This is a genomic window from Microbacterium sp. LWH11-1.2, assembly GCF_038397745.1.
Lineage (GTDB): Bacteria > Actinomycetota > Actinomycetes > Actinomycetales > Microbacteriaceae > Microbacterium.
The window spans coordinates 2,748,736-2,772,396 of the sequence record NZ_CP151636.1; the positions used below are offsets into that span (position 1 = coordinate 2,748,736).

21 protein-coding genes are annotated in these 23,661 nt (G+C 69.5%); 15 read left to right on the plus strand and 6 right to left on the minus strand.

Annotation, left to right across the window (positions count from 1 at the left end; all coding sequences use genetic code 11):
• Positions 1 to 79 precede the first annotated feature (79 nt).
• From MRBLWH11_RS13305 to MRBLWH11_RS13330, 6 genes are all read left to right on the plus strand, one after another.
• Entirely contained in the window at positions 80 to 1,015 is a 936-nt protein-coding gene (locus MRBLWH11_RS13305; RefSeq protein WP_116636732.1) for a sugar-binding domain-containing protein, read from the plus strand.
• Positions 1,012 to 2,013, plus strand: a complete 1,002-nt coding sequence (deoC, locus tag MRBLWH11_RS13310; RefSeq protein ID WP_116636731.1) for a deoxyribose-phosphate aldolase — start codon at positions 1,012 to 1,014, stop codon at positions 2,011 to 2,013. Before MRBLWH11_RS13305 ends, deoC begins: the two co-directional genes overlap by 4 nt.
• 8 nt (positions 2,014 to 2,021) lie before the next feature.
• Positions 2,022 to 3,464 carry an aldehyde dehydrogenase family protein gene (locus MRBLWH11_RS13315; protein ID WP_116636730.1) on the plus strand — a complete coding sequence of 481 codons (1,443 nt, stop codon included), beginning with the start codon at positions 2,022 to 2,024 and terminating at the stop codon, positions 3,462 to 3,464.
• Complete coding sequence (locus MRBLWH11_RS13320; RefSeq protein WP_116636729.1) at positions 3,461 to 4,312, plus strand: aldehyde dehydrogenase family protein; 852 nt, start codon at positions 3,461 to 3,463, stop codon at positions 4,310 to 4,312. The genes MRBLWH11_RS13315 and MRBLWH11_RS13320 overlap by 4 nt, the downstream gene beginning before the upstream one ends.
• 157 nt (positions 4,313 to 4,469) lie before the next feature.
• Positions 4,470 to 5,738: an ATP-dependent Clp protease ATP-binding subunit ClpX gene (gene clpX, locus MRBLWH11_RS13325; RefSeq protein ID WP_116636728.1), complete on the plus strand. Its 1,269-nt coding sequence runs from the start codon at positions 4,470 to 4,472 to the stop codon at positions 5,736 to 5,738.
• A gap of 56 nt (positions 5,739 to 5,794) precedes the next feature.
• Positions 5,795 to 6,904 carry an epoxide hydrolase family protein gene (locus tag MRBLWH11_RS13330; protein ID WP_341945204.1) on the plus strand — a complete coding sequence of 370 codons (1,110 nt, stop codon included), beginning with the start codon at positions 5,795 to 5,797 and terminating at the stop codon, positions 6,902 to 6,904.
• A 15-nt stretch (positions 6,905 to 6,919) separates the two neighbouring features.
• On the opposite strand, the gene MRBLWH11_RS13335 is transcribed toward MRBLWH11_RS13330, so the two are convergent.
• The 3 genes from MRBLWH11_RS13335 to MRBLWH11_RS13345 are packed head-to-tail and all read right to left on the minus strand — an operon-like array spanning position 6,920 to position 10,561.
• On the minus strand, positions 6,920 to 7,552 hold the full coding sequence (locus MRBLWH11_RS13335) for a methyltransferase domain-containing protein (RefSeq protein ID WP_341945205.1): 633 nt from the start codon (positions 7,550 to 7,552) through the stop codon (positions 6,920 to 6,922).
• 7 nt (positions 7,553 to 7,559) lie between these two features.
• Complete coding sequence (locus MRBLWH11_RS13340) at positions 7,560 to 9,611, minus strand: M3 family metallopeptidase (RefSeq protein ID WP_341945206.1); 2,052 nt, start codon at positions 9,609 to 9,611, stop codon at positions 7,560 to 7,562.
• A 32-nt stretch (positions 9,612 to 9,643) separates the two neighbouring features.
• Positions 9,644 to 10,561: a LysR family transcriptional regulator gene (locus MRBLWH11_RS13345; RefSeq protein WP_341945207.1), complete on the minus strand. Its 918-nt coding sequence runs from the start codon at positions 10,559 to 10,561 to the stop codon at positions 9,644 to 9,646.
• Positions 10,562 to 10,643: 82 nt separating this feature from the next.
• On the opposite strand from MRBLWH11_RS13345, the gene tdh reads away from it, so the two are divergent.
• The 4 genes from tdh to MRBLWH11_RS13365 all read left to right on the plus strand — a co-directional run bounded on the left by tdh (position 10,644) and on the right by MRBLWH11_RS13365 (position 13,765).
• Positions 10,644 to 11,687, plus strand: a complete 1,044-nt coding sequence (tdh, locus tag MRBLWH11_RS13350; protein ID WP_341945208.1) for an L-threonine 3-dehydrogenase — start codon at positions 10,644 to 10,646, stop codon at positions 11,685 to 11,687.
• Positions 11,687 to 12,865, plus strand: coding sequence for a glycine C-acetyltransferase (locus MRBLWH11_RS13355; RefSeq protein ID WP_341945209.1), 1,179 nt, complete (start codon positions 11,687 to 11,689; stop codon positions 12,863 to 12,865). The genes tdh and MRBLWH11_RS13355 overlap by 1 nt, the downstream gene beginning before the upstream one ends.
• Positions 12,866 to 12,938: 73 nt before the next feature.
• Positions 12,939 to 13,550, plus strand: coding sequence for a helix-turn-helix domain-containing protein (locus MRBLWH11_RS13360; protein WP_341945210.1), 612 nt, complete (start codon positions 12,939 to 12,941; stop codon positions 13,548 to 13,550).
• Positions 13,547 to 13,765, plus strand: a complete 219-nt coding sequence (locus MRBLWH11_RS13365; RefSeq protein WP_116636721.1) for a hypothetical protein — start codon at positions 13,547 to 13,549, stop codon at positions 13,763 to 13,765. The genes MRBLWH11_RS13360 and MRBLWH11_RS13365 overlap by 4 nt, the downstream gene beginning before the upstream one ends.
• Before the next feature lie 19 nt (positions 13,766 to 13,784).
• On the opposite strand, the gene MRBLWH11_RS13370 is transcribed toward MRBLWH11_RS13365, so the two are convergent.
• Together MRBLWH11_RS13370 and valS are read right to left on the minus strand one after the other, a co-directional pair.
• Entirely contained in the window at positions 13,785 to 14,015 is a 231-nt protein-coding gene (locus MRBLWH11_RS13370; RefSeq protein ID WP_341945211.1) for a hypothetical protein, read from the minus strand.
• Entirely contained in the window at positions 14,015 to 16,621 is a 2,607-nt protein-coding gene (valS, locus tag MRBLWH11_RS13375; protein ID WP_341945212.1) for a valine--tRNA ligase, read from the minus strand. Before valS ends, MRBLWH11_RS13370 begins: the two co-directional genes overlap by 1 nt.
• A gap of 194 nt (positions 16,622 to 16,815) precedes the next feature.
• Between valS and MRBLWH11_RS13380 the strand changes: the two genes are divergently transcribed.
• The 4 genes from MRBLWH11_RS13380 to MRBLWH11_RS13395 are packed head-to-tail and all read left to right on the plus strand — an operon-like array spanning position 16,816 to position 21,721.
• On the plus strand, positions 16,816 to 18,423 hold the full coding sequence (locus MRBLWH11_RS13380; RefSeq protein ID WP_341945213.1) for an ABC transporter substrate-binding protein: 1,608 nt from the start codon (positions 16,816 to 16,818) through the stop codon (positions 18,421 to 18,423).
• Between the two features lie 39 nt (positions 18,424 to 18,462).
• The gene (locus MRBLWH11_RS13385; protein ID WP_341945214.1) at positions 18,463 to 19,407 is read left to right on the plus strand and encodes an ABC transporter permease; all 945 of its coding nucleotides are present in this window, start codon (positions 18,463 to 18,465) and stop codon (positions 19,405 to 19,407) included.
• The gene (locus MRBLWH11_RS13390) at positions 19,404 to 20,216 is read left to right on the plus strand and encodes an ABC transporter permease (protein ID WP_341945215.1); all 813 of its coding nucleotides are present in this window, start codon (positions 19,404 to 19,406) and stop codon (positions 20,214 to 20,216) included. Before MRBLWH11_RS13385 ends, MRBLWH11_RS13390 begins: the two co-directional genes overlap by 4 nt.
• Positions 20,213 to 21,721: an ABC transporter ATP-binding protein gene (locus MRBLWH11_RS13395; RefSeq protein ID WP_341945216.1), complete on the plus strand. Its 1,509-nt coding sequence runs from the start codon at positions 20,213 to 20,215 to the stop codon at positions 21,719 to 21,721. Before MRBLWH11_RS13390 ends, MRBLWH11_RS13395 begins: the two co-directional genes overlap by 4 nt.
• Here MRBLWH11_RS13395 and MRBLWH11_RS13400 read toward each other — a convergent pair.
• Positions 21,711 to 22,361, minus strand: a complete 651-nt coding sequence (locus tag MRBLWH11_RS13400) for a pentapeptide repeat-containing protein (RefSeq protein WP_341945217.1) — start codon at positions 22,359 to 22,361, stop codon at positions 21,711 to 21,713. The two genes, MRBLWH11_RS13395 and MRBLWH11_RS13400, sit on opposite strands and share 11 nt — an antisense overlap.
• 281 nt (positions 22,362 to 22,642) lie before the next feature.
• Between MRBLWH11_RS13400 and MRBLWH11_RS13405 the strand changes: the two genes are divergently transcribed.
• The gene (locus MRBLWH11_RS13405) at positions 22,643 to 23,587 is read left to right on the plus strand and encodes a DNA/RNA helicase (protein WP_341945218.1); all 945 of its coding nucleotides are present in this window, start codon (positions 22,643 to 22,645) and stop codon (positions 23,585 to 23,587) included.
• Positions 23,588 to 23,661 lie beyond the last annotated feature (74 nt).

Sequence of the window (23,661 nt, forward strand, 5' to 3'; positions counted from 1 at the left end):
GGGTGGGCGGCTGCGCATATGAGCACGCGGATGCGCGAACGCAGATCAGGGCCTATTCTGGAAGAGGAAGGAGGATGCCGTGGAAGAAGATCTGCTCATGGTCCGCGTCGCCGAGCTGTACTACGACGAGGACAAGACACAGGACGAGATCGGCGGACTCCTCAAGGTCTCCCGCTGGAAGGTCGGCCGGCTCCTGACGCAGGCCCGCGAGCGCGGCATCGTCCGCATCGAGATCGTGCACCCGCGCGCACGACGCCTGGGCCTCGAGCGTCTGCTCGTCGAGCGCTTCGGCCTGGCCGACGCAGTCGTCGTGCCCGCACCCGACGGCGACGACGGCACACTGGAACGTGTCGCGCAGGCCGCTGCCGACTTCCTCTCCGCCCTCCGGCCGGCTCCGCGCACGCTGGGCGTGAGCTGGGGCCGCACGCTCCGGGCTGTCGCCGAGGCGCTCCCGGACGGATGGGCCAACGGCGTCACCGTCGTGCAGCTCAACGGCGGGGTGAGTCTGAACAGGCGCTCCGGCGGTGCCGCCGGCCTCGCCGTGACGATCGCGCAGCGCGCCTCCGGTCAGGTGTCGCTGCTGCCGAGCCCCGCGATCCTCGAGCGCGTCGAGACCAAGCAGGCCATCGAGTCCGACCGCACCGTCGCTGCCGTCCTCGAGGAGGCCGCAGAGGCGCAGGCGTTCCTCTTCACCGCCGGTCCCTGCGACGCGACGTCCGCCCATGTCGAGAACGGCTACCTCACCGCTGAGGACGTCGAAGAGCTCGCGCGAAGGGGCGCGGTCGGCGATGTCCTGGGCCGCTACGTCGATGCCGAGGGCAACATCGTCGACTCGCAGCTCGACGCCCGCACGGTCGGCGTCTCGCTCGACCGTCTGCGCGGCGCCAAGCGGGCGATCTTCGTCACGGCGGGCCCCGCCAAGCACGACATCGCGCGTACAGTCGTGACCAGCGGCCTGTGCGGCGTTCTGGTGACCGATGAGACCACAGCACGAGCATTGTTGGAGGAACAGTGACGACCAAAGAACTCAGCCGCAGAGCGGCGGTGGACGTTCTCGGCGGTGAGCCGGACGACGCCACTCTCCGACGCTTCCTGCACGGCCTTCCGGGCGTCGACGCGGTGGGACTCGAGCAGCGTGCTGCCGGGCTCGGCACCCGCTCGATCAAGACCACGTCGAAGGCGTGGGCGCTCGACACCATCATCAAGCTGATCGACCTCACGACCCTCGAGGGCGCAGACACCCCGGGCAAGGTCCGCTCGCTCGTCGCGAAGGCGAAGAACCCGGATGCCGCCGACCCGACGACTCCGCGGGTCGCGGCCGTCTGCGTGTACGGCGACATGGTCGGTGACGCGGTCACCGCACTCGGCAGCCTGCACGGCGACCCCGACGACGGACTGATCTCGGTGGCCGCCGTCGCCACGGCGTTCCCGAGCGGGCGCTCGTCGCTCGCGATCAAGCTCGCCGACACCGCTGAAGCCGTCGCCGCCGGAGCCGACGAGATCGACATGGTCATCGACCGCGGCGCGTTCCTCTCGGGACGCTACGGTCTGGTGTTCGACCAGATCGCCCAGGTGAAGGAGGCCTGCCGTCGCGAGGACGGGACGTACGCCTCGCTCAAGGTGATCCTCGAGACCGGCGAGCTCAATACCTACGACAACATCAAGCGCGCCTCGTGGCTCGGCATCCTGGCGGGCGGCGACTTCATCAAGACGTCGACCGGCAAGGTGCAGCCCGCGGCCACGCTGCCGACCACGCTCCTGATGCTCGAGACCGTGCGCGACTGGTATCGAGGCACGGGCGAGAAGATCGGCGTGAAGCCCGCCGGCGGCATCCGTGCGTCGAAGGACGCCGTGAAGTACCTCGTCACGGTCGCCGAGACGGTGGGGGAGGAGTGGCTCCAGCCGCACCTGTTCCGCTTCGGGGCGTCGAGCCTGCTCAACGATGTGCTCCTGCAGCGTCAGAAGCTCAGCTCCGGCCACTACTCCGGCCCCGACTACGTCACGATCGACTAGGGATTCTCATGTCATTTCTGGAATACGCTCCGGCACCGGAGTCGAAGGCGATCCTGAACCTGAAGGACAGCTACGGACTGTTCATCGACGGCGAGTTCGTCGACGGATCAGGAAAGAGCTTCAGCACCATCTCGCCCTCCGACGAGACGCGCATCGCCGAGATCGCCACGGCGGATGACGGCGACATCGACCGGGCCGTCGCCGCCGCTCGACGCGCCTACGAGAAGACCTGGTCGCGGATGAGCGGGCGCGACCGCGGGAAGTACCTCTTCCGCATCGCCCGTCTCGTGCAGGAGCGGGCCCGCGAGCTCGCCGTGGCCGAGAGCCTCGACAACGGCAAGCCGATCAAGGAGAGCCGCGACGTCGACGTCCCGCTCGTCGCCTCCTGGTTCTTCTACTACGCCGGCTGGGCCGACAAGCTCGACCATGCGGGTCTCGGCGCGAACCCGCGAGCGCTCGGCGTCGCTGCCCAGGTGATCCCATGGAACTTCCCGCTGCTGATGCTCGCGTGGAAGCTCGCGCCCGCTCTGGCCGCGGGCAACACGGTCGTGCTGAAACCGGCCGAGACCACGCCGCTCACGGCGCTGATCTTCGCCGAGATCCTCCAGCAGGCGGATCTGCCAGCGGGTGTCGTGAACATCGTGACCGGCGCCGGCGCGACCGGCGCGACACTCGTGCGGCACCCCGATGTCGACAAGGTGGCCTTCACCGGATCCACCGGCGTGGGCCGCGACATCGCCAAGGCCGTCGCCGGCACGAAGAAGAAGCTGACGCTCGAGCTCGGCGGCAAGGCGGCCAACATCGTCTTCGACGACGCGCCCATCGACCAGGCCGTCGAGGGCATCGTGAACGGCATCTTCTTCAACCAGGGGCATGTCTGCTGCGCAGGCAGCAGGCTGCTGGTGCAGGAGTCGATCCACGACGAGGTCATCGATCGGCTCAAGAACCGCTTGTCGACGTTGCGCCTCGGCGACCCGCTCGACAAGAACACCGACATCGGTGCGATCAACTCGGCGGCGCAGCTCGCGCGCATCCGGGAGCTCAGCGACATCGGCGAGGCCGAGGGCGCTGAGCGCTGGACCGCGGACTGTGTCATCCCGGAGAAGGGGTTCTGGTTCGCGCCGACGATCTTCACCGGTGTCGAGGCGTCGCATCGCATCGCCAGGGACGAGGTGTTCGGCCCGGTTCTCTCGGTGCTGACCTTCCGCACCCCGGCCGAGGCGATCGCCAAGGCGAACAACACGCCGTACGGTCTCTCCGCCGGCATCTGGTCGGACAAGGGCTCGCGCATCCTCGCGGTCGCCGACCGTCTGCGCGCCGGAGTCATCTGGGCGAACACGTTCAACCGTTTCGATCCGTCGAGCCCGTTCGGCGGCTACAAGGAGTCCGGATACGGCCGCGAGGGCGGACGACAGGGTCTCACCGCCTACCTCAAGGGAGCCGCAGCATGAGCAAGCGACTGAGCGTTCCGAAGACGTACAAGCTCGCCATCGGCGGGGCGTTCCCGCGGAGCGAGTCGGGCCGGACCTACGAGGTGCTGTCGCCGAAGGGCGCGTTCCTGGCCAACGCCGCTCAGGGGTCCCGCAAGGACGCCCGTGACGCCGTGGTCGCCGCGCGCGCCGCGGTCAAGGGCTGGTCGGGCGCGACCGCCTACAACCGCGGCCAGGTGCTCTATCGCGTGGCCGAGGTGCTCGAGGGGCGCCGCGCGCAGTTCATCGACGAGATCGTCGCCCAGGAGGGCGGGTCCGCGTCAGCGGCCGCCGCACAGGTCGACGAGGCGATCGACCTCTGGGTCTGGTACGCCGGCTGGTGCGACAAGTACGCGCAGGTCGCCGGCAACGCGAACCCCGTGTCTGGTCCGTACTTCAACATCTCCGTGCCGGAGCCGACCGGTGTCGTCGCGATCGTCGCGCCGCAGGACTCCGCGCTGCTCGGCCTCGTCTCGGTCGTCGCCCCGGCTCTCGTCGCGGGCAACACCGTGGTGGTGATCGCGAGCGAGCGGCATCCGCTCTCCGCCATCAGCCTCGCCGAGGTCCTCGCCACCAGCGATGTGCCCGGAGGAGTCGTCAACGTGCTCACCGGCTCGCCGGCGGAGATCGCGCCGTGGCTCGCCTCGCACCAGGACGTCAACGCGCTCGATCTCGCCGGTGCGGGCGACCTGGACTGGGTCGACATGCAGATCGCCGCGGCCGAGACTCTGAAGCGCGTCCTCGCGCCGGGAGAGGTCGTGGCCTCGCCCGAGCGCATCGGCGCCTTCACCGAGGTGAAGACGGTGTGGCACACGAAGAGCATGGTCTGATCCGAGACGCCTCGGAGGCCGGGCCCGCAGGCGACTGCGGGCCCGGCCTCGCTGCGTCGCGGTCGTGTCGGAACCGGTACGCGCCAATGCGGCCCTGTGTCGCACGCAGAGGTTAGGCTCGAAGGACGATCTCTGGATCCCCCATAGGAGGACGCGCATGGCCCGTATCGGTGAAAGCGCTGACTTGTTCAAGTGCTCGTTCTGCGGAAAGAGCCAGAAGCAGGTGCAGCAGCTCATCGCTGGCCCCGGTGTGTACATCTGCGACGAGTGCGTCGAGCTGTGCAACGAGATCATCGAGGAGCGGATGGCGGAGTCCTCCGCTGACGGCGTCGCGGAGTTCGATCTGCCGAAGCCCCGCGAGATCTTCTCCTTCCTCGAGGAATACGTGGTCGGTCAGGAGCCCGCGAAGCGCGCACTGGCGGTCGCCGTGTACAACCACTACAAGCGCGTGCGTGCCCACGGGACCCTCCAGACGGCCGAGCAGAAGGCCGAAGAGGTCGAGATCGCGAAGAGCAACATCCTCCTGATCGGACCGACCGGCTGCGGCAAGACCTATCTCGCCCAGACACTCGCCAAGCGTCTCAACGTGCCGTTCGCCGTGGCGGACGCCACCGCTCTGACCGAGGCGGGCTATGTCGGCGAGGATGTCGAGAACATCCTCCTCAAGCTCATCCAGGCCGCGGACTACGACGTGAAGCGCGCCGAGCAGGGCATCATCTACATCGACGAGGTCGACAAGATCGCCCGCAAGGCCGAGAACCCGTCGATCACGCGCGATGTGTCCGGCGAGGGCGTGCAGCAGGCGCTGCTCAAGATCATCGAGGGCACGGTCGCCTCGGTCCCGCCGCAGGGCGGCCGCAAGCATCCGCACCAGGAGTTCCTGCAGATCGATACGACGAACGTCCTCTTCATCGTTGCCGGCGCGTTCGCGGGCCTCGAGGACATCGTGTCGGCGCGCGTCGGCAAGCACGGCATCGGCTTCGGTGCTCCGCTGCACGACAAGACCAAGGACCTCGATCTCTTCAGCGAAGTGCTGCCGGAAGACCTGCACAAGTTCGGTCTCATCCCGGAGTTCATCGGGCGCCTGCCCGTGGTGACGAACGTCTCGCCGCTCGATCAGGACGCGCTGATGGAGATCCTCACCGGTCCCCGCAACGCACTGGTCAAGCAGTACCAGCGCATGTTCGAGCTCGACGGCGTCCAGCTGGAATTCGACGAAGAGGCGCTGCGGTCGATCGCCGACCTGGCGGTCGAGCGGAAGACGGGAGCCCGCGGTCTCCGCGCCATCCTCGAAGACGTGCTCGGCCCGATCATGTTCGAGATCCCCTCGGCCGAAGACGTCGCCAAGGTCATCGTGACCCGCGCCGCCGTCGACGAGGGTGCGCCTCCCACCATCGTGATGGAGCGCAAGCGCAAGAGCGCGTGAGTCCGTCCCGCGGAGAGTGATTCCGGGATGTCGGTGGTCGCGCGTAGCGTCGCGTCATGCGCAGCTTCCAGATAGCGATCCCGGACGACGTCATCGACGACCTTCGTGCACGGCTCTCGCGAACGCGACTGCTGCCGGATTCGCCGCGTCGCCCAGAGGCCGGCATGTCCGCCGAGTACCTCCGTGTGCTCGTCGACAGCTGGGCGGACTTCGACTGGCGGGCTCGCGAGCGATCGCTGAACGAGAGTCCACAGTACCTCGCCGACGTCGGCGGCACCGAGATCCACTTCGTCCACCTGCCGTCCGATCGTCCCGATGCGCCCGCACTGCTCGTCATGCACGGCTGGCCGCACACGTTCGCCCTCCAGCTCGCGCTCGCCCGGCTGCTGCCGGACTTCCACGTCGTGGTTCCGAGCCTGCCGGGTTTCGCCTTCTCCGCGCCGTTCGACGGAACGCTGACCGAGAGCGTCATGGCCGAACTGATGCACACGCTCATGACGGACGTGCTGGGCTATCCGCACTACCTGACCTACGGCGAAGACGTCTCCGCGAACGTGAGCGACCTCATCGCCGCGCGCCACCCCGAGGCGGTGCAGGGGATCCTCGCGACCCATGCGCACTTCGGCACCGCGGAGGAGCGCGACGCTCTGGACGACCCGGAGGCGCGAGCGTTCTTCGACGCACTCGCCGCCCGTGGCGGGCCGGACGGCGCCTACGCGCACATCCAGGCGACACGGCCCGACACCCTGGCCGTCGGTCTCAACGACTCTCCGGCCGGGCTGCTCGCCTGGCTCACCGAGAAGCTCGTCGAGTGGAGCGACACGCCCACCGCGCAGCCGGAGCTGGTCGAGCGGCGGATCTCGCGCGATCGGATCCTCACCGAGGCGACGATCTACTGGGCGACCCAGAGCATCGCGACATCGTTCCGTCCGTATTTCGACGGTGGCGCCGATGAGCGGATCCCTCCGGTGGAGGTGCCGGCGGCCGTCGCGATCCAGACGCACGAGCACGACTACCCGGAGAGCGTCGCTCGTTCCTTCTACCGTGACCTTCGCTCCTTCGACCGGATGCCGGAGGGCGGGCACTTCGCGGCCGCCGAGGTTCCGGAAGCGGTCGCCGAGCGGATGCGTGGCTTCGCGCGCGGCCTCGGGCTGCTCGCGGGCTGAGGTCGCGCCTCAGGATCAGCTCGACGTCCCGTCCACGACGAACTCCGCGAGGAGCAGATCGTCGGTCCCGTCGCTCCAGTCGCGGTGGCGCCGCAACGCGAACCGATGGTGCTCGAATGTCGCGGCGATGCGCGTCGGGCTCGAATAGGGCTCGTGGTGTCGAGGGTAGGGTCGGTCGACGGTCCCGACCACAGGGGCGCCGTGCCCGGATGCGTCGATCTTCCGGAACGTCGCGGTGACGAGACGCCCACCGGGCCGGAGAAGCCGTCGCCACTCCGCAGCCGCTCCGCCGACGTCGGGGATGATGTGCAGCGCGGTCACGCAGGTGATCACATCGACGGATGCCGAGGCGAGAGGGATCGCGGAGGCCTCTGCCTCGATCCATCGGGCCTGCGGCAGGTGCGACTGTGCGACGTCCAGCATCCCCGCGGATATGTCGACGCCGATGAGATCCGCCTCGACATCTCGTGACGCGATCTCCCGGAGGACGAGACCGGTGCCGGTGGCGACGTCCAGAACGACCCGTGCCTCGGACAGGTCGGTGAACGCGGCCGTGGCGGCGGCGACCGAACGATGCATCGCGCTCTCGTCGTACCGGGCGGCTCGCGCGTCGAACGCCTCGCTGATCAGGCGCAGCGGATCCTTCATGCGCGACTCAGGCCTCGAGGCCGCGGCGTGTGAGAAGCGGCCCGATCTCGGCATCGCGGCCGCGGAAGTCGCGGTACGCCTCGAGCGGATCCTTCGACCCTCCGACGCCCAGGAGGCGGTCCCGGAACCGGTCGCCGTTCTCGCGCGTCAGGCCGCCGTTCTCGCGGAACCACTCCACGGTGTCGGCGTCGAGCACCTCGCTCCAGATGTACGAGTAGTAGCCCGCGCTGTACCCGCCGGAGAAGACGTGCGCGAAGTAGGTGGACGAGTAGCGGGTGGGGACCACCGGGTCGTCGAGCCCGATGTCGGCGAGGGCCGCCGCTTCGAAGGCCGCGACGTCGTCGATCTCGGTCGCGGTGCCGATCCGGTGCCACGCCTGATCGAGCCAGGCGGCGGCGAGGTACTCGCTGGTCGCGTGTCCCTGGTCGAACGTCTCCGTGGCCCGCAGGCGCTCGACGATCGCGGGGTCGAGAGGCTCTCCGGTCTCATGGTGGCGCGCGTAGTTGTCGAGGACCTCGGGCCAGAGGATCCACATCTCGTTCACCTGGCTCGGGAACTCGACGAAGTCACGGAACACGTTCGTCCCGGCGAAGTGCGGGTAGGCGACGGTGGCGAACAGGCCGTGCAGCGCGTGACCGAATTCGTGGAACAGCGTCGTCACCTCGTCGAGGGTCAGCAGCGTGGGCTCGCCGTCACCGGGCAGAGGCACGTTCAGGTTGTTGACGACCACGGGCGCCGTGCCGCGCAGCCGCGACTGGCTGACGATCGGGTTCATCCACGCGCCGCCGCGCTTGGCGTCTCGGGTGTAGAGGTCGAGGATGTAGAGCCCGAGGGCGCTTCCATCGGCGTTGCTCACCTCGAACACCCGCGCGCCGGGGTGGTAGGCCACGAGATCGCGGCGTTCGGCGAACGTGACGCCGAACAGGCGCTCCGCCGCGAAGAAGACGCCGTCCTGCAGGACTCGCTCGGCCTCGAACCAGGGTCGGAGCGCGCTGGAGTCGATGTCGTAGCGGGCGCTGCGCACCTTCTCGGTATAGAACGCCCAGTCGTGCGCCTCGACGGGGAAGGGCGCCGCCTCGGTCTCGTCGACGATCGCCTGCAGCGCCTCGCGCTCCGCGGTGGCGTTCCTCGCGGACGGGGCCGCGAGTCTGCGCAGCATCCGCTCGACGGCGTCCGGGGTGCCGGCGGTCTCGTCGGCGGTGACGTACGCCGCGTGCGACTCGTACCCGAGGAGCTGCGCGCGCTCGGCGCGCAGGCGCACGATCTCGGTGAGCACCGGTCGATTGTCGTTCGCATTGCTGCGCGAGCCGCGTGCTCGTGACGCTGCCATGATCCGCCGGCGCGACTCCCTGTCGCGCAGCTGCGCGAGGTACGGGTGACCGGTGAAGAGCGGGAGGGCGATCAGGAAACCGCCGTCCAGCTCGCGCTCCTGTGCCGCGCGGGCCGCCGCGGAGAGCTCGCCCGCGGTCAGCCCGTCGAGCTCCTCGGCGGAGTCGAACACCACGGCGAGGTCGTTCGTGTCATTGAGGAGGTTGCGTTCGAACGTGTTGCTCAGGGTCGACAGGTGCTGATTGAGCAGGGTCAGTCGCGCCTTCGCCTCGTCGTCGAGCCCCGCACCCGCGTGCGACATCTCGCGGTGGTGGCGTTCGACGAGGTATCGCTGCTCGGCATCGAGATCGAGGTCGTCGAGATGATCGTGCACCTGCTGCACGCGCCAGAAGAGCGCACTGTCGAGCGAGACCGCGTCCTGATGGGCGGCCATCAGGGGAGCGAGCTGCTCGTCCACTGCCTGGATCGCGGGCGTCGCGTCGGCCGAGCTCACGGTGTAGAAGGCGTGCGACACGCGGTCCAGAAGCTCGCCGGAGCGCTCCAGCGCCTCGATGGTGTTCTCGAACGTCGGCATGGATCGCACCATCGTGATCCGGGAGACCTCGCGAAGGTGCTCTTCGAAGGCGGCGCGGAATGCGGGGAGGTAGTGCTCGGGGCGGATCGCGCGGTAGTCGGGGAGACCGTAGGCGAGTGCGGACGGCTGGAGCAGCGGGTTCGAGGCGTCGGTCATCCTCCGAGCCTAGCCATCGGCACGGCTCGCGCTCAGGAGGCGGTCTCGCTCAGCATGGTCATCACCCGCTGCAGCGCGTCGACGGTGAGCCGCACCGAGCGGCGCCGCAGGTTCTCCGGTCGAGCGAGCAGATCGATCATGCGGTGGGTGCTCACACCGCGCAGCGGCACGCGGACGATGTCGCGGTCGTCCACGCCGCGCGAGGTGAAGCGGGGCAGCATGCCCAGCACGCCGCCCGCCGCGACGACCGCCGACACCGCGCCGTAGTCGTTGATGCGATGCTGCACCTCGATCGGCCGCTTCGCGACCGCGGATACGGCGCGGAGCACGTCATCGGGGGAGTATCCGACGCGGCTCGTCACCCATCGCTCACCCGCGACGTCCTGCGGCGTGACACTGCGGCGTGACGCGAGCGGATGCGAGGCTGGTACGGCCACGTCGAGGGGTTCGCGGATGAGCGTCAGACTGCGCACTCCCTGGGGCGGCCACGGATCGGAGTGCTCCATGCGATGTGCCAGCACGAGGTCGTAGCGGGCCGTGAGCCCGGGGAATTCGCTCTGCGCGACGTCTTCGTCGGTGAGCTGCACGGTGGGTGCGTCGGGGACATCGGAGAGCTCGCGCAGCAGGGGGCCGAACAGTGCCTGGCCCACGCTGTGGAAGCCGCTGACGCTCACCACGCCGGTGGCCGTGCCCTCGAAGTCGTCGAGGGCGTTCCGCGCCGCCGCCATCGCATCGATCGCGTCGGCACCGGCCGCCGCGAGGACCTCACCGGCGGGAGTGAGGACGAGGGTCCTGCCCTCTCGGCGGGTGAGGGGGCTGCGGAAGCCGCGCTGCAGAGCCGCGAGATGCTGCGAGACCGCCGAGGGGGTCACACGCAGGGCCTCGGCCACGGCGGTGACGCTGCCGAGCGCATGCAGTTCCCGCAGGATCTGCAGCTGATGGAGTTCCATCCCGAGAGTTTAGTTCGAGCTACAACGATGGTGCAGACAATGAGGATTGCTCTACAGGGTTCGATGAGGTGGGATCGAGACCATGAAGGCACTGTTCAAAGGCGCACGCGGTGCAGGTCTCGAACTCGTCGACCGGCCCGATCCGGTGGCCGCCGCGGATGAGGTGATCATCCGGGTGCTCCGCACCGGGATCTGCGGCACCGACCTGCACATCCGCCGCTGGGACGACTGGGCCGCTTCGGCGATCGCCGCGCCCCTCATCCCCGGCCACGAGTTCTACGGCGAGGTCGTCGAGGTCGGACCCCTCGTGCATGACATCGCCGTCGGGGATCGCGTGTCCGGCGAGGGGCACATCGTGTGCGGCACGTGCCGCAACTGCCGCGCCGGGCGACGCCAGATGTGCATCCGGACGATCGGCCTCGGACTCCAGCGCGACGGCGCGTTCGCCGAGTACCTGTCGCTGCCCGCTACGAACGTGTGGGTGCATCACGCCGAGGTGAGCCCCGAGCTGGGCGCGATCTTCGATCCCCTCGGCAACGCCGTTCACACCGCGCTCACCTTCCCGCTCGTCGGGGAGGACGTGCTGGTCACCGGGTGCGGTCCGATCGGCCTCATGGCGATCGCGGTCGCGCGGCACGCCGGCGCACGTTTCATCACAGCGACCGACGTCAGCGCCCCGCGGCTGGAGATGGCGCGACGGATGGGAGCCGACGAGGTCGTCGACGTCTCGAAGCGCGACATCCGCGACGCGCAGCGCGTGCTCGGCCTGCGCGAGGGGTTCGACATCGGATTCGAGATGAGCGGCTCGGCATCCGCTCTTCCGGCGATGATCGACAACATGAACCACGGCGGGCGCATCGCGATGCTCGGCCTGCCGAGCGCGGGCTTCGAGATCGACTGGGGCAAGCTCGTGACCCACATGCTCACCATCAAGGGCATCTACGGACGGGAGATGTTCGAGACCTGGAACGCGATGGGGGCGATGCTGCAGACCAGTGCGACGCTCCGGGACTCGATCGGCCGCGTCATCGCCGATGTCATCCCTGCGCGGGACTGGGAGTCGGGTTTCGCCGCGGCGGAGTCCGCGGGCACGGGCAAGATCATCCTCGATTGGACGGAGCTGTGATGTACGGGACATTCCAGAAGCATGTGGAGTCGGAGCTGGCGGGGATCGAGGAGGCGGGGCTCACGAAGCACGAGCGCGGCATCCGCGGTGCGCAGAGCGCCGAGATCACCGCCGACGGCGCCGAGGTGCTGAACTTCTGCGCCAACAACTACCTGGGTCTCGCGGACGACCCGCGGATCCTGGACGCGGCGACGACAGCGCTGCAGGAGTGGGGCTACGGTCTTGCCAGCGTGCGCTTCATCTGCGGCACCCAGGAGCAGCACCTGGAGCTGGAGGGTCGCCTCGCGGGCTTCCTCGGCACCGAGGCCGCGATCCTGTACTCGTCGTGCTTCGACGCGAACGGCGGCGTCTTCGAGACGCTGTTCGGCGCCGAGGACGCGATCATCTCGGACGAGCTCAACCATGCCTCGATCATCGACGGCATCCGTCTGTCGAAGGCGCGGCGGCTGCGCTACCGCAACCGCGACATGGCGGATCTCGAGGAGCAGCTGCGTGCGGCATCCGATGCGCGGTTCCGTGTGGTCGTGACGGACGGCGTCTTCTCGATGGACGGGTACATCGCCCCGCTCGCAGAGATCTGCGACCTCGCCGAGCGCTACGACGCACTCGTGTTCGTCGATGACTCGCACGCCGTGGGCTTCGTCGGCGAGAACGGTCGTGGCACCCCGGAGCTCTGCGGCGTCGCGGATCGCGTCGACATCTACACCGGGACCTTCGGGAAGGCCCTCGGCGGAGCATCCGGGGGATATGTCGCCTCGCATGCCGACATCGTCGCCCTGCTGCGCCAGCGCTCGCGCCCGTATCTGTTCTCGAACACCCTCGCTCCGGCGATCGTCGCCGGCACGCTGACGGCGCTCGATCTGGTGGAGGGTTCCGCCGACCTGCGCGCCCGGCTCCGCGAGAACGCCGCGCACTTCCGTGAGCGGATGACGGCTGAGGGCTTCGACCTGCTCCCGGGGGAGCACCCCATCGTGCCGGTGATGTTCGGCGACGCCGCGAAGACCGCGCTGATCGCGAAGGAGATGCAGGCGCAGGGGATCTTCGTCACCGCGTTCAGCTTCCCGGTCGTCCCGCGCGGGCTCGCCCGCATCCGCGTGCAGCTCTCGGCCGCGCACACCGCCGAGCAGATCGACCGGTGCGTCGCGGCCTTCGTCACGGCACGGGAGTCGGTGGGCTGACTCCGGCCTGTGCAGAGGATCTGTTGCAAAGAAATACTTGCAAAGAAGTCTTTGCAAGGGTATCTTTGCATGCATGACGGATGACACGCAGATCAGGACCCTCGACTCGGGGGCGCTCAAGGCTCTCGCGCACCCGCTGCGGGTGCGGATCTTCGACATCCTCGCGTCCCAGGGGCCGCAGACCGCGAGCTCGCTCGCCGCGCTGGTCGGCGAGACGTCGGGGTCGACGAGCTATCACCTTCGTGCCCTCGCCGCGCACGACCTGATCCGCGAGGTCGAAGGCCGCGGCACCGCGCGGGAGCGGTGGTGGGAGCGCCCCAAGGGACGCATCGACATGCCCGGTCCGGACGAGACCATGTCGCCGGCGAACCGCGCAGCCGCCCAGATCGTGACGTCGGAGTTCTTCCGCCTGCGCCATGAGACGTTGATGACCTACCTCAACCGTCCGCAGTCCGAGGTGCCCGAGGAGTGGCGCGACGTCGGACTGACGATGACGACGCACCTCGACATGACGGCCGCGCAGGTGATGGAGCTCCGCGGTGAGCTCGAAGCGATCGTCGAGAGCGCGATCGAGCGCTTCCGCGGGCAGACCGGGCCCGACGTGCGGCGCGTGTCCCTGCGTGCCGAGATCTTCGACCTGCCCCAGGCGGACAGCCGCCGGAACAGCCCTGAGGAGGGATCATGACCACCGCGACGCTCCGCCTCGCCACCCCCACGCCCTTCGAGCGGATGCTCCAGCGCACCGCGCTCGGGATCGTCCGTCACGTCGAGTGGCGCATCGCCGCGCGCGCCGAGCGCCGCGAGATCGCCCTCGACATGCTCCGCGAACAGCAGGCCCGCAAGCAGGACCCGCGTGCCGTCGACCTCGCTCTCGCGCAGCTGGGGCTCCCGCTGCGCTGATCGGGTTGCAGGTGCGGGGTCAGTCCTGGAACGGACGGGCCACGACATCGCCTGCGGCGGTCTGGAAGACCTCCCATCCGGCATCGAGCTCGGCGATCGCCCTGCCCTCCAGCCAGGTGAGGGTCCAATGGCCCTTCGACCCGCTCGCCGCGGACAGATCCGATTCGACCGCGGCGATCGCCGGACGCAGGGCTGCGGGCACCGAGGCCGGTGGCTCCGATCCCGCTGCCCAGCGCGTGCCCAGCTGCATCACGCGTCCTCGACCGGGGCGAGCTCGATCGCGGTGACCGCGAACTCCTCGGCCTCCACGAACTCGAGCTCCGCGATGCGGCCGACGGCACGGAGGTCATCGGCGGCCGCACGCAGCGCGGTGAGCTTCGCGGCGGGAGCGGCGATGACGGCGCGGGAGACCGGGGTCTTCTGCGAGGCCTTGGCCTCGGTCTTCGCGCGCCGGATGCCGATGAGCGCCTCGCTCGCCACGGACAGCACGGCCGGGTCTCCCTCGCCCGTCGACGAGCTCAGGGACCCAGCCAGCGGCCACTCGGCCGTGTGCACGGAACCCTCCTCGAACCAGGACCAGGCCTCTTCCGTGGCGAAGGAGAGCACCGGGGCGAGCAGACGCAGCAGGGTCAACAGGGCCAGGCGCAGCGAGAGCGCGGCGGATGCCTGCCCCACGTCGGCCTGGTTGTAGGCGCGCTCCTTCACGAGCTCCAGGTAGTCGTCGCAGAACGTCCAGAAGAACGCCTCGGTGAGCTCGAGCGCGCGAGCCGCGTCGTAGCGGTCGAAGGCCTTCGTCGCCTCGACGACCACGTTGTCGAGGGCGGAGAGCATCGACGCGTCGAGTGCGTGCGTGATCTGCGCGCCCTCGGGCACGGGGAAGGACAGTACGAACTTCGCGGCGTTGAGCACCTTGATCGCCAGGCGTCGGCCGATCTTCACCTGCGTCGGGTTCTGCGGGTCGAACGCCGCGTCCATGCCCAGACGGCTCGATGCCGCCCAGTAGCGCACGGCATCCGATCCGTGGTTGTCCAGCACGTCGGCGGGCGTGACGACGTTGCCCTTCGACTTCGACATCTTCTTGCGGTCGGGGTCGACGATGAAGCCGGAGATTGCGGCGTTGCGCCACGGCGTCCTGCCGTCTTCGAGCGTGGAACGGAGCATCGTCGAGAACAGCCAGGTGCGGATGATGTCCTGGCCCTGCGGGCGCAGATCGAAGGGCGCGGTGAGCTGCCACAGCTCCTCGTCCCGCTGCCAGCCGCCGGCCAGCTGCGGGGTGAGCGACGACGTCGCCCAGGTGTCGAGGATGTCGGCCTCGGCGTCGAATCCGCCGGCCACGCCACGCTGATCCTCGGTGTACCCGGCGGGGACGTCGGTCGTCGGGTCGATCGGGAGGGACTCGGCGTCGGGCGCGAGCACGCGGTCGTAGTCGCGCTCCCCGTTCTCGTCGAGGCCGTACCAGAGGGGGATGGGCACGCCGAAGAAGCGCTGCCGCGACACGAGCCAGTCGCCGGTCAGGCCTCCGACCCAGTTCTCGTAGCGCACGCGCATGAATTCGGGGTGCCAGGCGAGCTCGGTGCCGTGTGCGATGAGCTGGTCGCGCAGTTCGCCGTCGCGGGCGCCGTTGCGGATGTACCACTGGCGGGTCGACACGATCTCGAGCGGACGATCGCCCTTCTCGAAGAACTTCACGGCGTGGTTGAAGGGCTTGCCGACCGCGGTCATGTCGCCGGTCTCCTGCAGCTTCTCCACGAGCGCCTTGCGCGCGCTGAACACGGTCTTGCCGCCCATGTTCTCGGCGTACCAGGCGGTGGCCTCGTCCGCGCCCACGGATGCGGGCGCCTCGGGCAGGAAGCGCCCGTCCAGGCCGATGGTGGTCATGTTCGGGAGAGACTCTCCGGCGGTGGTGCGCAGCTCGCGCCACCAGATGATGTCGGTCACGTCACCGAACGTGCAGACCATCGCCGCACCGGTGCCCTTGTCGGGCTGGGCGAGGTGGTGGCCGTGGATCTCGATCTCGGCGTCGAAGAAGGGCGTGCGCACCTTCGTGCCGATGAGGTGCTTGTGCGGACCTTCCGGGTGCGTCACGATCGCGATGCACGCCGGGAGCAGCTCCGGGCGGGTGGTGTCGACGGCGATGGAGCCGGAGCCGTCCGCGAAGGGGAATTCGATGGTGTGGTACGCGGCCTGCTGGTCGCGGTCCTCGAGCTCGGCCTGCGCGATGGCCGAGCGGAAGTCGATGTCCCAGAGCGTGGGGGCCAGCGCCTGGTAGGCCTCACCGCGCTCGATGTTGCGCAGGAACGCCAGCTGGCTCTGACGGATCGTGTCACCCGAGATGGTGCGGTACGTCTGGGTCCAGTCGACGCTGAGCCCGAGCTGGCGGAACAGCGCCTCGAACTGCTTCTCGTCCTCGATCGTGAGGCGCTCGCAGAGCTCGATGAAGTTGCGGCGGCTGATCGGCTGCTGGTCGGCCGCACGGCTCGACTTGTTGTCGCCGCCCTCGAACGGGGGAGTGAAGTCCGCGTCGTAGGGGAGGGACGGGTCGCAGCGCACGCCGTAGTAGTTCTGCACGCGTCGCTCGGTGGGCAGGCCGTTGTCGTCCCAGCCCATCGGGTAGAACACCGTCTTGCCGCGCATGCGCTCGTATCGTGCCTTGACATCGGTGTGCGTGTACGAGAACACGTGGCCGATGTGCAGGCTTCCGGATGCCGTGGGCGGCGGGGTGTCGATCGAGTAGACGCCCTCGCGTCCGGCCTGTGCCGCGCGGAGGCGGTCGAACAGGTAGGTCCCCTGCTCCGCCCAGGCGGCGTCCCACTTCGCTTCGAGACCTTCGAGTGCGGGCTTGTCGGGAATAGACATGACGGTCTCCTTGCGCGATGTATGCGGCACTGTGTGAGCGTGCCTGAGTGTGGGGTGTGTCGACCAGTCTAGCGAGCCGCGGATGTGCTCCCGCCGGAGGGGGCCGGGTCGATCGGAGCGACGCAGATCGACCCGGTCCAACAATTCGGCCATAGACTTGAGGCATCCCGACCCGTTCGTCCTGAGGAATCGTCATGCCCGCACATCCCGCGCGTCGTCTCCTGCCCTTCGCCGCGCTCGCCGCCGCCACCGCGCTCGTGCTGACAGCCTGCGCCGGGCCCTCCGGCGGGAGCGACGGCGAGCTCGTCTGGTCGATCGAAGGAGCGAACCTCTCGGCGGGGCACATGGACCCGCAGGTCAGCCAGCTCGACGTCTCCGGCATGGTGCAGCGCGCGGTCCTCGACTCGCTGGTCTTCCAGGAGGAGGACGGCTCCTTCACGCCGTGGCTGGCGAAGGAGTGGGAGGTGTCGGACGACAGCACCGAGTACACCTTCACGCTCCGCGACGACGTGACGTTCACCGATGGCGAGCCGTTCGACGCCGCCGCGGTGAAGGCGAACTTCGACCGGATCGTCGATCCCGAGACCGCGTCGGCTCAGGCCGCCAGCATGCTCGGTGCGGACTTCTACGCCGGCACCGAGGTCGTCGACGACCACACGGTGAAGGTGACGTTCACGCAGCCCTATGCGCCGTTCCTGCAGGCGGCGAGCACGCCGCAGCTCGGGTTCTACTCGCCGGCGGTCCTCGAGGAGTCCGCTGACCAGCTGAAGGCGGGCGGCCCCGGCATCACCGTCGGCACCGGCCCGTTCGAGCTCACCGAGTACACGCCCGACCAGGAGATCGTCTACACGCGCAACGACGACTACGCCTGGGGCCCGCACGGCGAGAAGGCACCGAAGGTCGAGACGCTCCGGGTCGAGATCCAGCCCGAGGCATCGGTGCGTGCCGGCGTCGTGGAGAGCGGCGAGGCCGACCTCGCCAGCAACATCCCGCCGAACCTGGCGAAGGACCTCGGCGACGGCCTCACGGTCGACTCGGTCGAGTACCCCGGACTGCCGTACTCGCTGTACCTCAACGAGAAGTACGGCGTCTTCGCCGACGAGAGGGTGCGGCAGGCGTTCGCCCGCGGCATCGACATCGATCCGGCCGTGAAGGAGATCTTCTTCGGCCAGTTCCCGCGCGCCTGGAGCGTGCTGGGATCGACCACCCCCGGGTACGACGCCTCTCTCGAAGGAACATGGGAGTTCGACCAGGACGCCGCCAACGCGCTCCTCGACGAAGCCGGATGGACGGAACGCGATGCCGACGGCATCCGCACCAAGGGCGGGCAGCCGCTCTCCGTGCGCTGGATCGCCTGGACGCCGGTCCCCGACGACCGCGCCGCTCTCGCGAACGCGATCCAGTCCGACCTCAAGGAGATCGGCATCGACGTGGTCCGCGAGGTGCTGGAGCCCGGTGCGTACAACGAGCAGTACGGCCCGAAGACGTTCGACCTCACCGACTGGGGCTTCTCCGGCGTGGATCCCGACTTCCTGCGCAGCCACCTGCACACGGACGGCTTCCAGAACGCGTCGCAGGTGTCCGATCCGGCGGTCGACGCTCTGCTCGAGCAGGCCGTCGCGTCGAGCGACCAGGACGAGCGCAACGTGCTCTACACGCAGCTGCAGGAGTGGAACGCCGAGCACACGGCGATCGTGCCCCTCTACAGCCCGTCCGCGATCACCGCGGTCGGCGAGCGTGTGAAGGGACTCGCCTACGACCTGTACGGTCGGCCGCTGTTCTACGATGTGAGCGTCGGCTGATGCCTCTCGGTCGTTGAGCGAGCGGAGCGAGACGAAACGGTGAAGGCTGTGCTGCTCTGTGTCGCCGGCCTCGCAGCATCCGTGGTCATCGTCCTGTGGGGCGCCGCGACGGTCGCGTTCCTCGCCTTCCGGGTGATCCCTGGTGATCCCGTGTCGGTGATGCTCGGACCGCAGGCGCAGGTGAGCGAGGCGGTCAAGGACGGCATCCGCGCCGACCTCGGCCTCGACCGACCACCGCTCGAGCAGTACCTGACGTACATCGGCCAGCTCGCGCGTGGCGATCTCGGCGAGTCGTACCAGCTGCGGATGCCGGTGACCGAGGTCATCGGGCGACAGCTCGGTGCGACGCTGCAGCTCTCGGTGCTCGCGCTCCTGATCGCGGTCGTGCTCGCGCTGGCCGTGGCGCTGTTCGTGCGCGGTCAGGCCGGTCGCGCCGTCGCGGCGGGGATCGAGCTCGTGGTGCTGTCGTCTCCGGTGTTCTGGATCGGGCTGATCCTGCTCAGCGTCTTCGCGTTCGGGCTCGGATGGTTCCCGGTCTCGGGCGCCCGCAATCCCGCGACGATCGTGCTGCCCGCGATCACCCTGGCGCTCCCGGTGGCGGCGCTGCTGAGCCAGGTGCTCCGCGACGGGCTCGTGCAGGCGGAGCGGATGCCGTTCGCCGAGACCGTCCGCGCGCGCGGCGCCGGTCCCACCTGGTTCACGCTGAGGCACGGCCTGCGGCACGGTGCCGCGGGGGCTGTGACCCTCGCCGCCTACCTGACCGGCTCGGTACTGGGCGGGGCTGTGCTGGTGGAGACCGTGTTCGCTCGTCCCGGCCTCGGACGCGTCACGCTCGCCGCCATCAGCGACCGTGATCTTCCGGTCATCACGGGGATCATCCTGCTGAGCGCCGTCGTGTTCGTCGCCGTGAACCTCATCGTCGAGCTGCTGCATCCGCTGATCGATCCTCGGGTGAGGGCCGCGCGCTCCGGCGGTGGCCGATGAGGCGCGCGCAGCGGTGGCTGCTCGGAGTCGCGGTCACCGTCCTGCTCGTGATCGCGTTCGCGGCGCTCTGGCCCGGTGTCCTCGCGACCCACGATCCGCTGCAGACCGACGTGCAGTCTGCGCTCCTGCCGCCCGGTGCCGAGCACCTCTTCGGCACCGATCAGAGCGGGCGCGACGTGTACTCGCGGGTCGTGTACGGAGCCGGACGCTCGCTGGGCATCGGTCTGCTCGCCACCGGCATCGCCCTCGTCGGAGGTCTCCTCCTCGGGGCGCTCGCCGGCGTCGCGCCGCGCGGCATCGACGCGGCGATGATGCGCATCAACGACGTCCTCATGGCGTTCCCGGAGTTCCTGGTCGCACTCGTCGTCGTCGCGGTGCTCGGCCCGGGGCCGGTGAACATCGCGATCGCCGTGACGCTCGCCGCCGGCCCGGTCTACATCCGCCTCGCCCGGGTGCAGACGCGCACGCTGCGGGTCGCGGAGCACGTCGAGGCGGCGCGTATCCTCGGCGTCCCTCCGCTCCGGGCATTCCTCCGGCACGTCGCGCCGGGGGTGCTCGGCTCGCTGAGCGTGCTCGCCACGATCGGCATCGGATCGAGCATCCTCGCCGCCGCAGGCCTGAGCTTCCTCGGTCTCGGTCCGTCCGAGCCGACGCCGGAGTGGGGGCTGATGCTCGCCGGCGGACGCAACGTGCTGGGGCAGGCCTGGTGGATCTCCGTGTTCCCCGGCATCGCCATCACGCTCACAGTGGTCTCGGCGACGGTCGTCGGACGGATCCTGCGGGCACGGGGAGAGGGCCGGACGCCATGAGCGCCGCACTCGAGCTGCAGGGACTGCGGATCGCCTTCGACGGAGCGAGCGTCGTCGACGGTGTCTCGCTCACGGTCGCGCCGGGCGAGTGCGTCGCGATCGTCGGGGAGTCCGGCGCCGGCAAGTCGTTCACCGCACGCGCCCTCCTCGGATTGACGCCGACCGATGCCGACGTGCACGTCGACCGGCTCGTGATCGACGGCACGGATGCCGCAGCTCTCGGTGAGCGCGAGTGGCGGAAGCTGCGCGGTGCGCGCATCGGCCTCGTCTCGCAGGACGCGCTGGTGTCGCTCGACCCGCTGCAGCGCATCGGCGCCGAGATCGCCGAGCCGCTGCGGCTGCACGGCATCGTCCACGGTCGCACCGCGCTGGCCGAACGGGTGCGCTCGCTGCTGGCGCGCGTGTGGATGCCGGATGCCGAGCGCCGCATCCGCCAGTACCCTCACGAACTGTCCGGCGGGCAGCGACAGCGCGCGCTGATCGCCTCGGCCATCGCCGCGGATCCAGCCGTCCTCGTGGCGGACGAACCGACCACCGCGCTCGATGCGACGGTGCAGGCACGTGTCCTGGACCTGCTGCGCGAGATCGCCGACACCGGGACGGCCGTGGTCTTCATCAGTCACGACTTCGCCGCCGTCCGCAGGCTCGCGGACCGGGTGCTCGTGATGCGCCGCGGAGCGGTGGTCGAGAGCGGGCCGGTCGCCGATGTGCTGGGACGACCGCAGCACGAGTACACGCGACAGCTCATCGCGGCGACGATGCACGAGCCGCGGGTCTCGTCATCGGCGGCGTCCGCTCCCGTGCTCACCGTCGTGGAGGCGTCGAAGAGCTTCGGCGAGGTCCCCGCGGTCGTGGCGGCATCGTTCTCGGTCGCCGAGGGGCGCACACTCGGTGTCGTGGGGGAGTCGGGGTCGGGCAAGACGACTCTGGCGCGCATGATCGTCGGTGTCGAGCAGCCGGATGAGGGAACCCTGCGCTGGATCGGCGATCGTCGCGTGCAGCTCGTGCATCAGAACCCGCTCGGGGCCTTCGATCCGCGGTGGACGGTCGGACGCTCGCTGCGGGAGGCGCTCGAGGCGGGAGGGGTTCCTCGGGACCGACGTGCCGCACGTGTGGCCGCCCTTCTCGCCGAGGTCGACCTCGACCCTGTTCTCGCCGACCGGCGTCCGGCCGCGCTCTCCGGAGGCCAGCGCCAGCGCGCGGCCATCGCCCGGGCGCTCGCCGCCGAACCGGAGGTGCTCGTGCTCGATGAGCCGGTCTCGGCCCTCGACCCGTCGGTGCGCGAGCGCATCCTGGGTCTGCTGACGAGGCTGCAGCAGGAGCGCGGGCTGACGATGATCCTCGTCTCGCACGACCTCGACGTCGTGGGCGCGGTCGCCGACGACATCATCGTGATGCAGGACGGGCGCATCGTCGAGCAGGGGGCGACGGGTGACGTCTTCTCCGCGCCGCAGCATCCGTTCACCCGGGAGCTGCTCGACGCGAGCGGAACCGTCACTCCTTGATCTGGATACCCAGGCCGACGGCGATCACGGGGGCGAGCTGCTGCACCTGGAACCCGGTGAGCGTGGTGCCGCGCAGGCTGTTCGCATCGAGATAGGCGAGGGCGTCGAGACCGCGCAGGTCCACGTCCTTCGCCTTCATGCCCCGGGGATCGACCTCGTCGCTCGACGTGGCCGTGAAGCGCGCGCGGGTGACCTCGGCCTGGGGCAGATCGATCGCGCGGATGCGGCAGCCGGAGATCTCGACGTCGGTCGCGCGCACGGCACCGAGGTTCAGGTAGTCGATGCGCAGGTCGCGGAGCTCGAGCTCGTCGATGCGCGCACCACTGAGGTCGAGCGTGCCGATCCGGCCTCCGCTGATCCGCAGCCGCCGGATGCCGGCGTCGCGCATCTTCAGCGACGCGATGCGGACGCCGTCCATCGCGACGTCGAGGATCGTCGCTCCGGTGAGGTCGACCTCGTCGGCGTCGGCGCGCACCGTGCACTGCTCGAGCGACGCGTAGGCCAGATCGGCGCTCGCGGTGAGGTCGAGGCTCGCGGCGAGGAGGTCGCCGCTGCGCGTCGGGGCGGCCGGCTCGAACACGTCGGGAAGGTCGGGAGGGGAGATGCGGGGTGCAGCGGGAGATTCTGTCGTGCGGGGCATGGGTCGAGGCTAGTGGGGCGGACCGACAGTCGCGTCGCCCGTGCGCCTGGACAGGACTCGTGCGCCAGACAAGGGCATCCTGCGGCAGGTCGACCTTGTCAGACGTTCTTGTCCTGCGCTGGCGTACGAGTCGCACGGGCGGGCGGGTGGCCGGCGTAGGGGTTGGAATCGCCGCGCCAGTCTCGCTGCACAGGGAGTGCCCCTTTCGACCTGTCCACATCTGCGGCGTCCTCGCGGCGGGGCGACGCGACGACGGATGCCGGAGCGCCAGGCTGTTCCGGATGACGCGCCTCGATGAACTGTCCGCCTTCCTCACCGTTCTCGGCGGGGTCGCTCGCTCTGTGGTCGTCGCGGAGCGGGGGTTCTCCCGCCGGACGGTCGATGCGGGCGTGGCGCGCGGGATCATCACGAGACCTCGTCGCGGATGGATCGCGGCGACGGATGCCGATAGGCAGCTGGTGGCCGCCGCACGGTTGGGGGTGGTGCTGACCTGCCGCACTCAGGCGAGCCGTCTCGGCTTGTGGCTGCATGATCACCGTGGTCGACCGCACTTCGCGGTGCCGCCGCACAGCGCGCCGCAGCTCCCCGTGGATGCGAAGCTGCACTGGGGACGTGTGCCTCTGCCGCGGCATCCGGACGCGCTCGCCGACCCGGTGGAGAACGTCCTGGCGCACATCGCCGAATGCGAGCCATTCGAACAGGCACTCGCGACCTGGGAATCGGCGCTCCACGGGGGACTGGTGACGGTGGAGTCGCTGCACGGCCTCGCCTGGAAGCCGGCCGCGAGGGGGATCCTGCTCCGCGCGTCGCCGTTCGCCGATGCCGGGCTCGAGACCTACGTGCGCGAGCGGCTTCGCTGGCTGAAGCTGCGCGTCCTGGTGCAGATCTGGATCGCCGGCCATCGTGTCGACACGCTCATCGGAGATCGCCTCGTCCTGCAGATCGACGGAGCGCACCATACGGGATCCCAGCGGTCCGAGGACATCCGCCACGATGCGGAGTTGTTGCTGATGGGGTACCGGGTGATCCGGGGGGAGATGTGCGCCTCGCAAGGATGCATCGGCCGTATCCGGCCTTGCGAAGAGCACATCTCCGCGCGGGGCGCTCACGCGCGGCGCAGGCCTCCGCGCCGGAGCGTACAATGGACGCACGAGCATCGATCCGGCATCACCGGGGAGCTCTCGGAAGAACGCTTCGGCAGGCTCAGCGCAGGCAGAAGTCAGTAGAACCGAGCGGGGCAGGCCCGTCACAGCCGCAGTGAGAGTGGCCCGCCGTGAGGCGCGCACGCGAGGTGGTACCG

Bases quoted from the DNA above. Each gene is read 5' to 3' on its own strand.
- clpX (WP_116636728.1), top strand. From the start codon at position 4,470: ATGGCCCGTATCGGTGAAAGCGCTGACTTGTTCAAGTGCTCGTTCTGC.
- MRBLWH11_RS13345 (WP_341945207.1), bottom strand. From the start codon at position 10,561: ATGGAACTCCATCAGCTGCAGATCCTGCGGGAACTGCATGCGCTCGGC.
- MRBLWH11_RS13355 (WP_341945209.1), top strand. From the start codon at position 11,687: ATGTACGGGACATTCCAGAAGCATGTGGAGTCGGAGCTGGCGGGGATC.
- MRBLWH11_RS13370 (WP_341945211.1), bottom strand. From the start codon at position 14,015: ATGCAGCTGGGCACGCGCTGGGCAGCGGGATCGGAGCCACCGGCCTCG.
- MRBLWH11_RS13365 (WP_116636721.1), top strand. From the start codon at position 13,547: ATGACCACCGCGACGCTCCGCCTCGCCACCCCCACGCCCTTCGAGCGG.
- tdh (WP_341945208.1), top strand. From the start codon at position 10,644: ATGAAGGCACTGTTCAAAGGCGCACGCGGTGCAGGTCTCGAACTCGTC.
- valS (WP_341945212.1), bottom strand. From the start codon at position 16,621: ATGTCTATTCCCGACAAGCCCGCACTCGAAGGTCTCGAAGCGAAGTGG.
- MRBLWH11_RS13405 (WP_341945218.1), top strand. From the start codon at position 22,643: ATGACGCGCCTCGATGAACTGTCCGCCTTCCTCACCGTTCTCGGCGGG.
- MRBLWH11_RS13380 (WP_341945213.1), top strand. From the start codon at position 16,816: ATGCCCGCACATCCCGCGCGTCGTCTCCTGCCCTTCGCCGCGCTCGCC.
- MRBLWH11_RS13315 (WP_116636730.1), top strand. From the start codon at position 2,022: ATGTCATTTCTGGAATACGCTCCGGCACCGGAGTCGAAGGCGATCCTG.
- MRBLWH11_RS13340 (WP_341945206.1), bottom strand. From the start codon at position 9,611: ATGACCGACGCCTCGAACCCGCTGCTCCAGCCGTCCGCACTCGCCTAC.
- MRBLWH11_RS13330 (WP_341945204.1), top strand. From the start codon at position 5,795: ATGCGCAGCTTCCAGATAGCGATCCCGGACGACGTCATCGACGACCTT.
- MRBLWH11_RS13360 (WP_341945210.1), top strand. From the start codon at position 12,939: ATGACGGATGACACGCAGATCAGGACCCTCGACTCGGGGGCGCTCAAG.
- MRBLWH11_RS13335 (WP_341945205.1), bottom strand. From the start codon at position 7,552: ATGAAGGATCCGCTGCGCCTGATCAGCGAGGCGTTCGACGCGCGAGCC.
- MRBLWH11_RS13320 (WP_116636729.1), top strand. From the start codon at position 3,461: ATGAGCAAGCGACTGAGCGTTCCGAAGACGTACAAGCTCGCCATCGGC.
- MRBLWH11_RS13400 (WP_341945217.1), bottom strand. From the start codon at position 22,361: ATGCCCCGCACGACAGAATCTCCCGCTGCACCCCGCATCTCCCCTCCC.
- MRBLWH11_RS13395 (WP_341945216.1), top strand. From the start codon at position 20,213: ATGAGCGCCGCACTCGAGCTGCAGGGACTGCGGATCGCCTTCGACGGA.
- MRBLWH11_RS13390 (WP_341945215.1), top strand. From the start codon at position 19,404: ATGAGGCGCGCGCAGCGGTGGCTGCTCGGAGTCGCGGTCACCGTCCTG.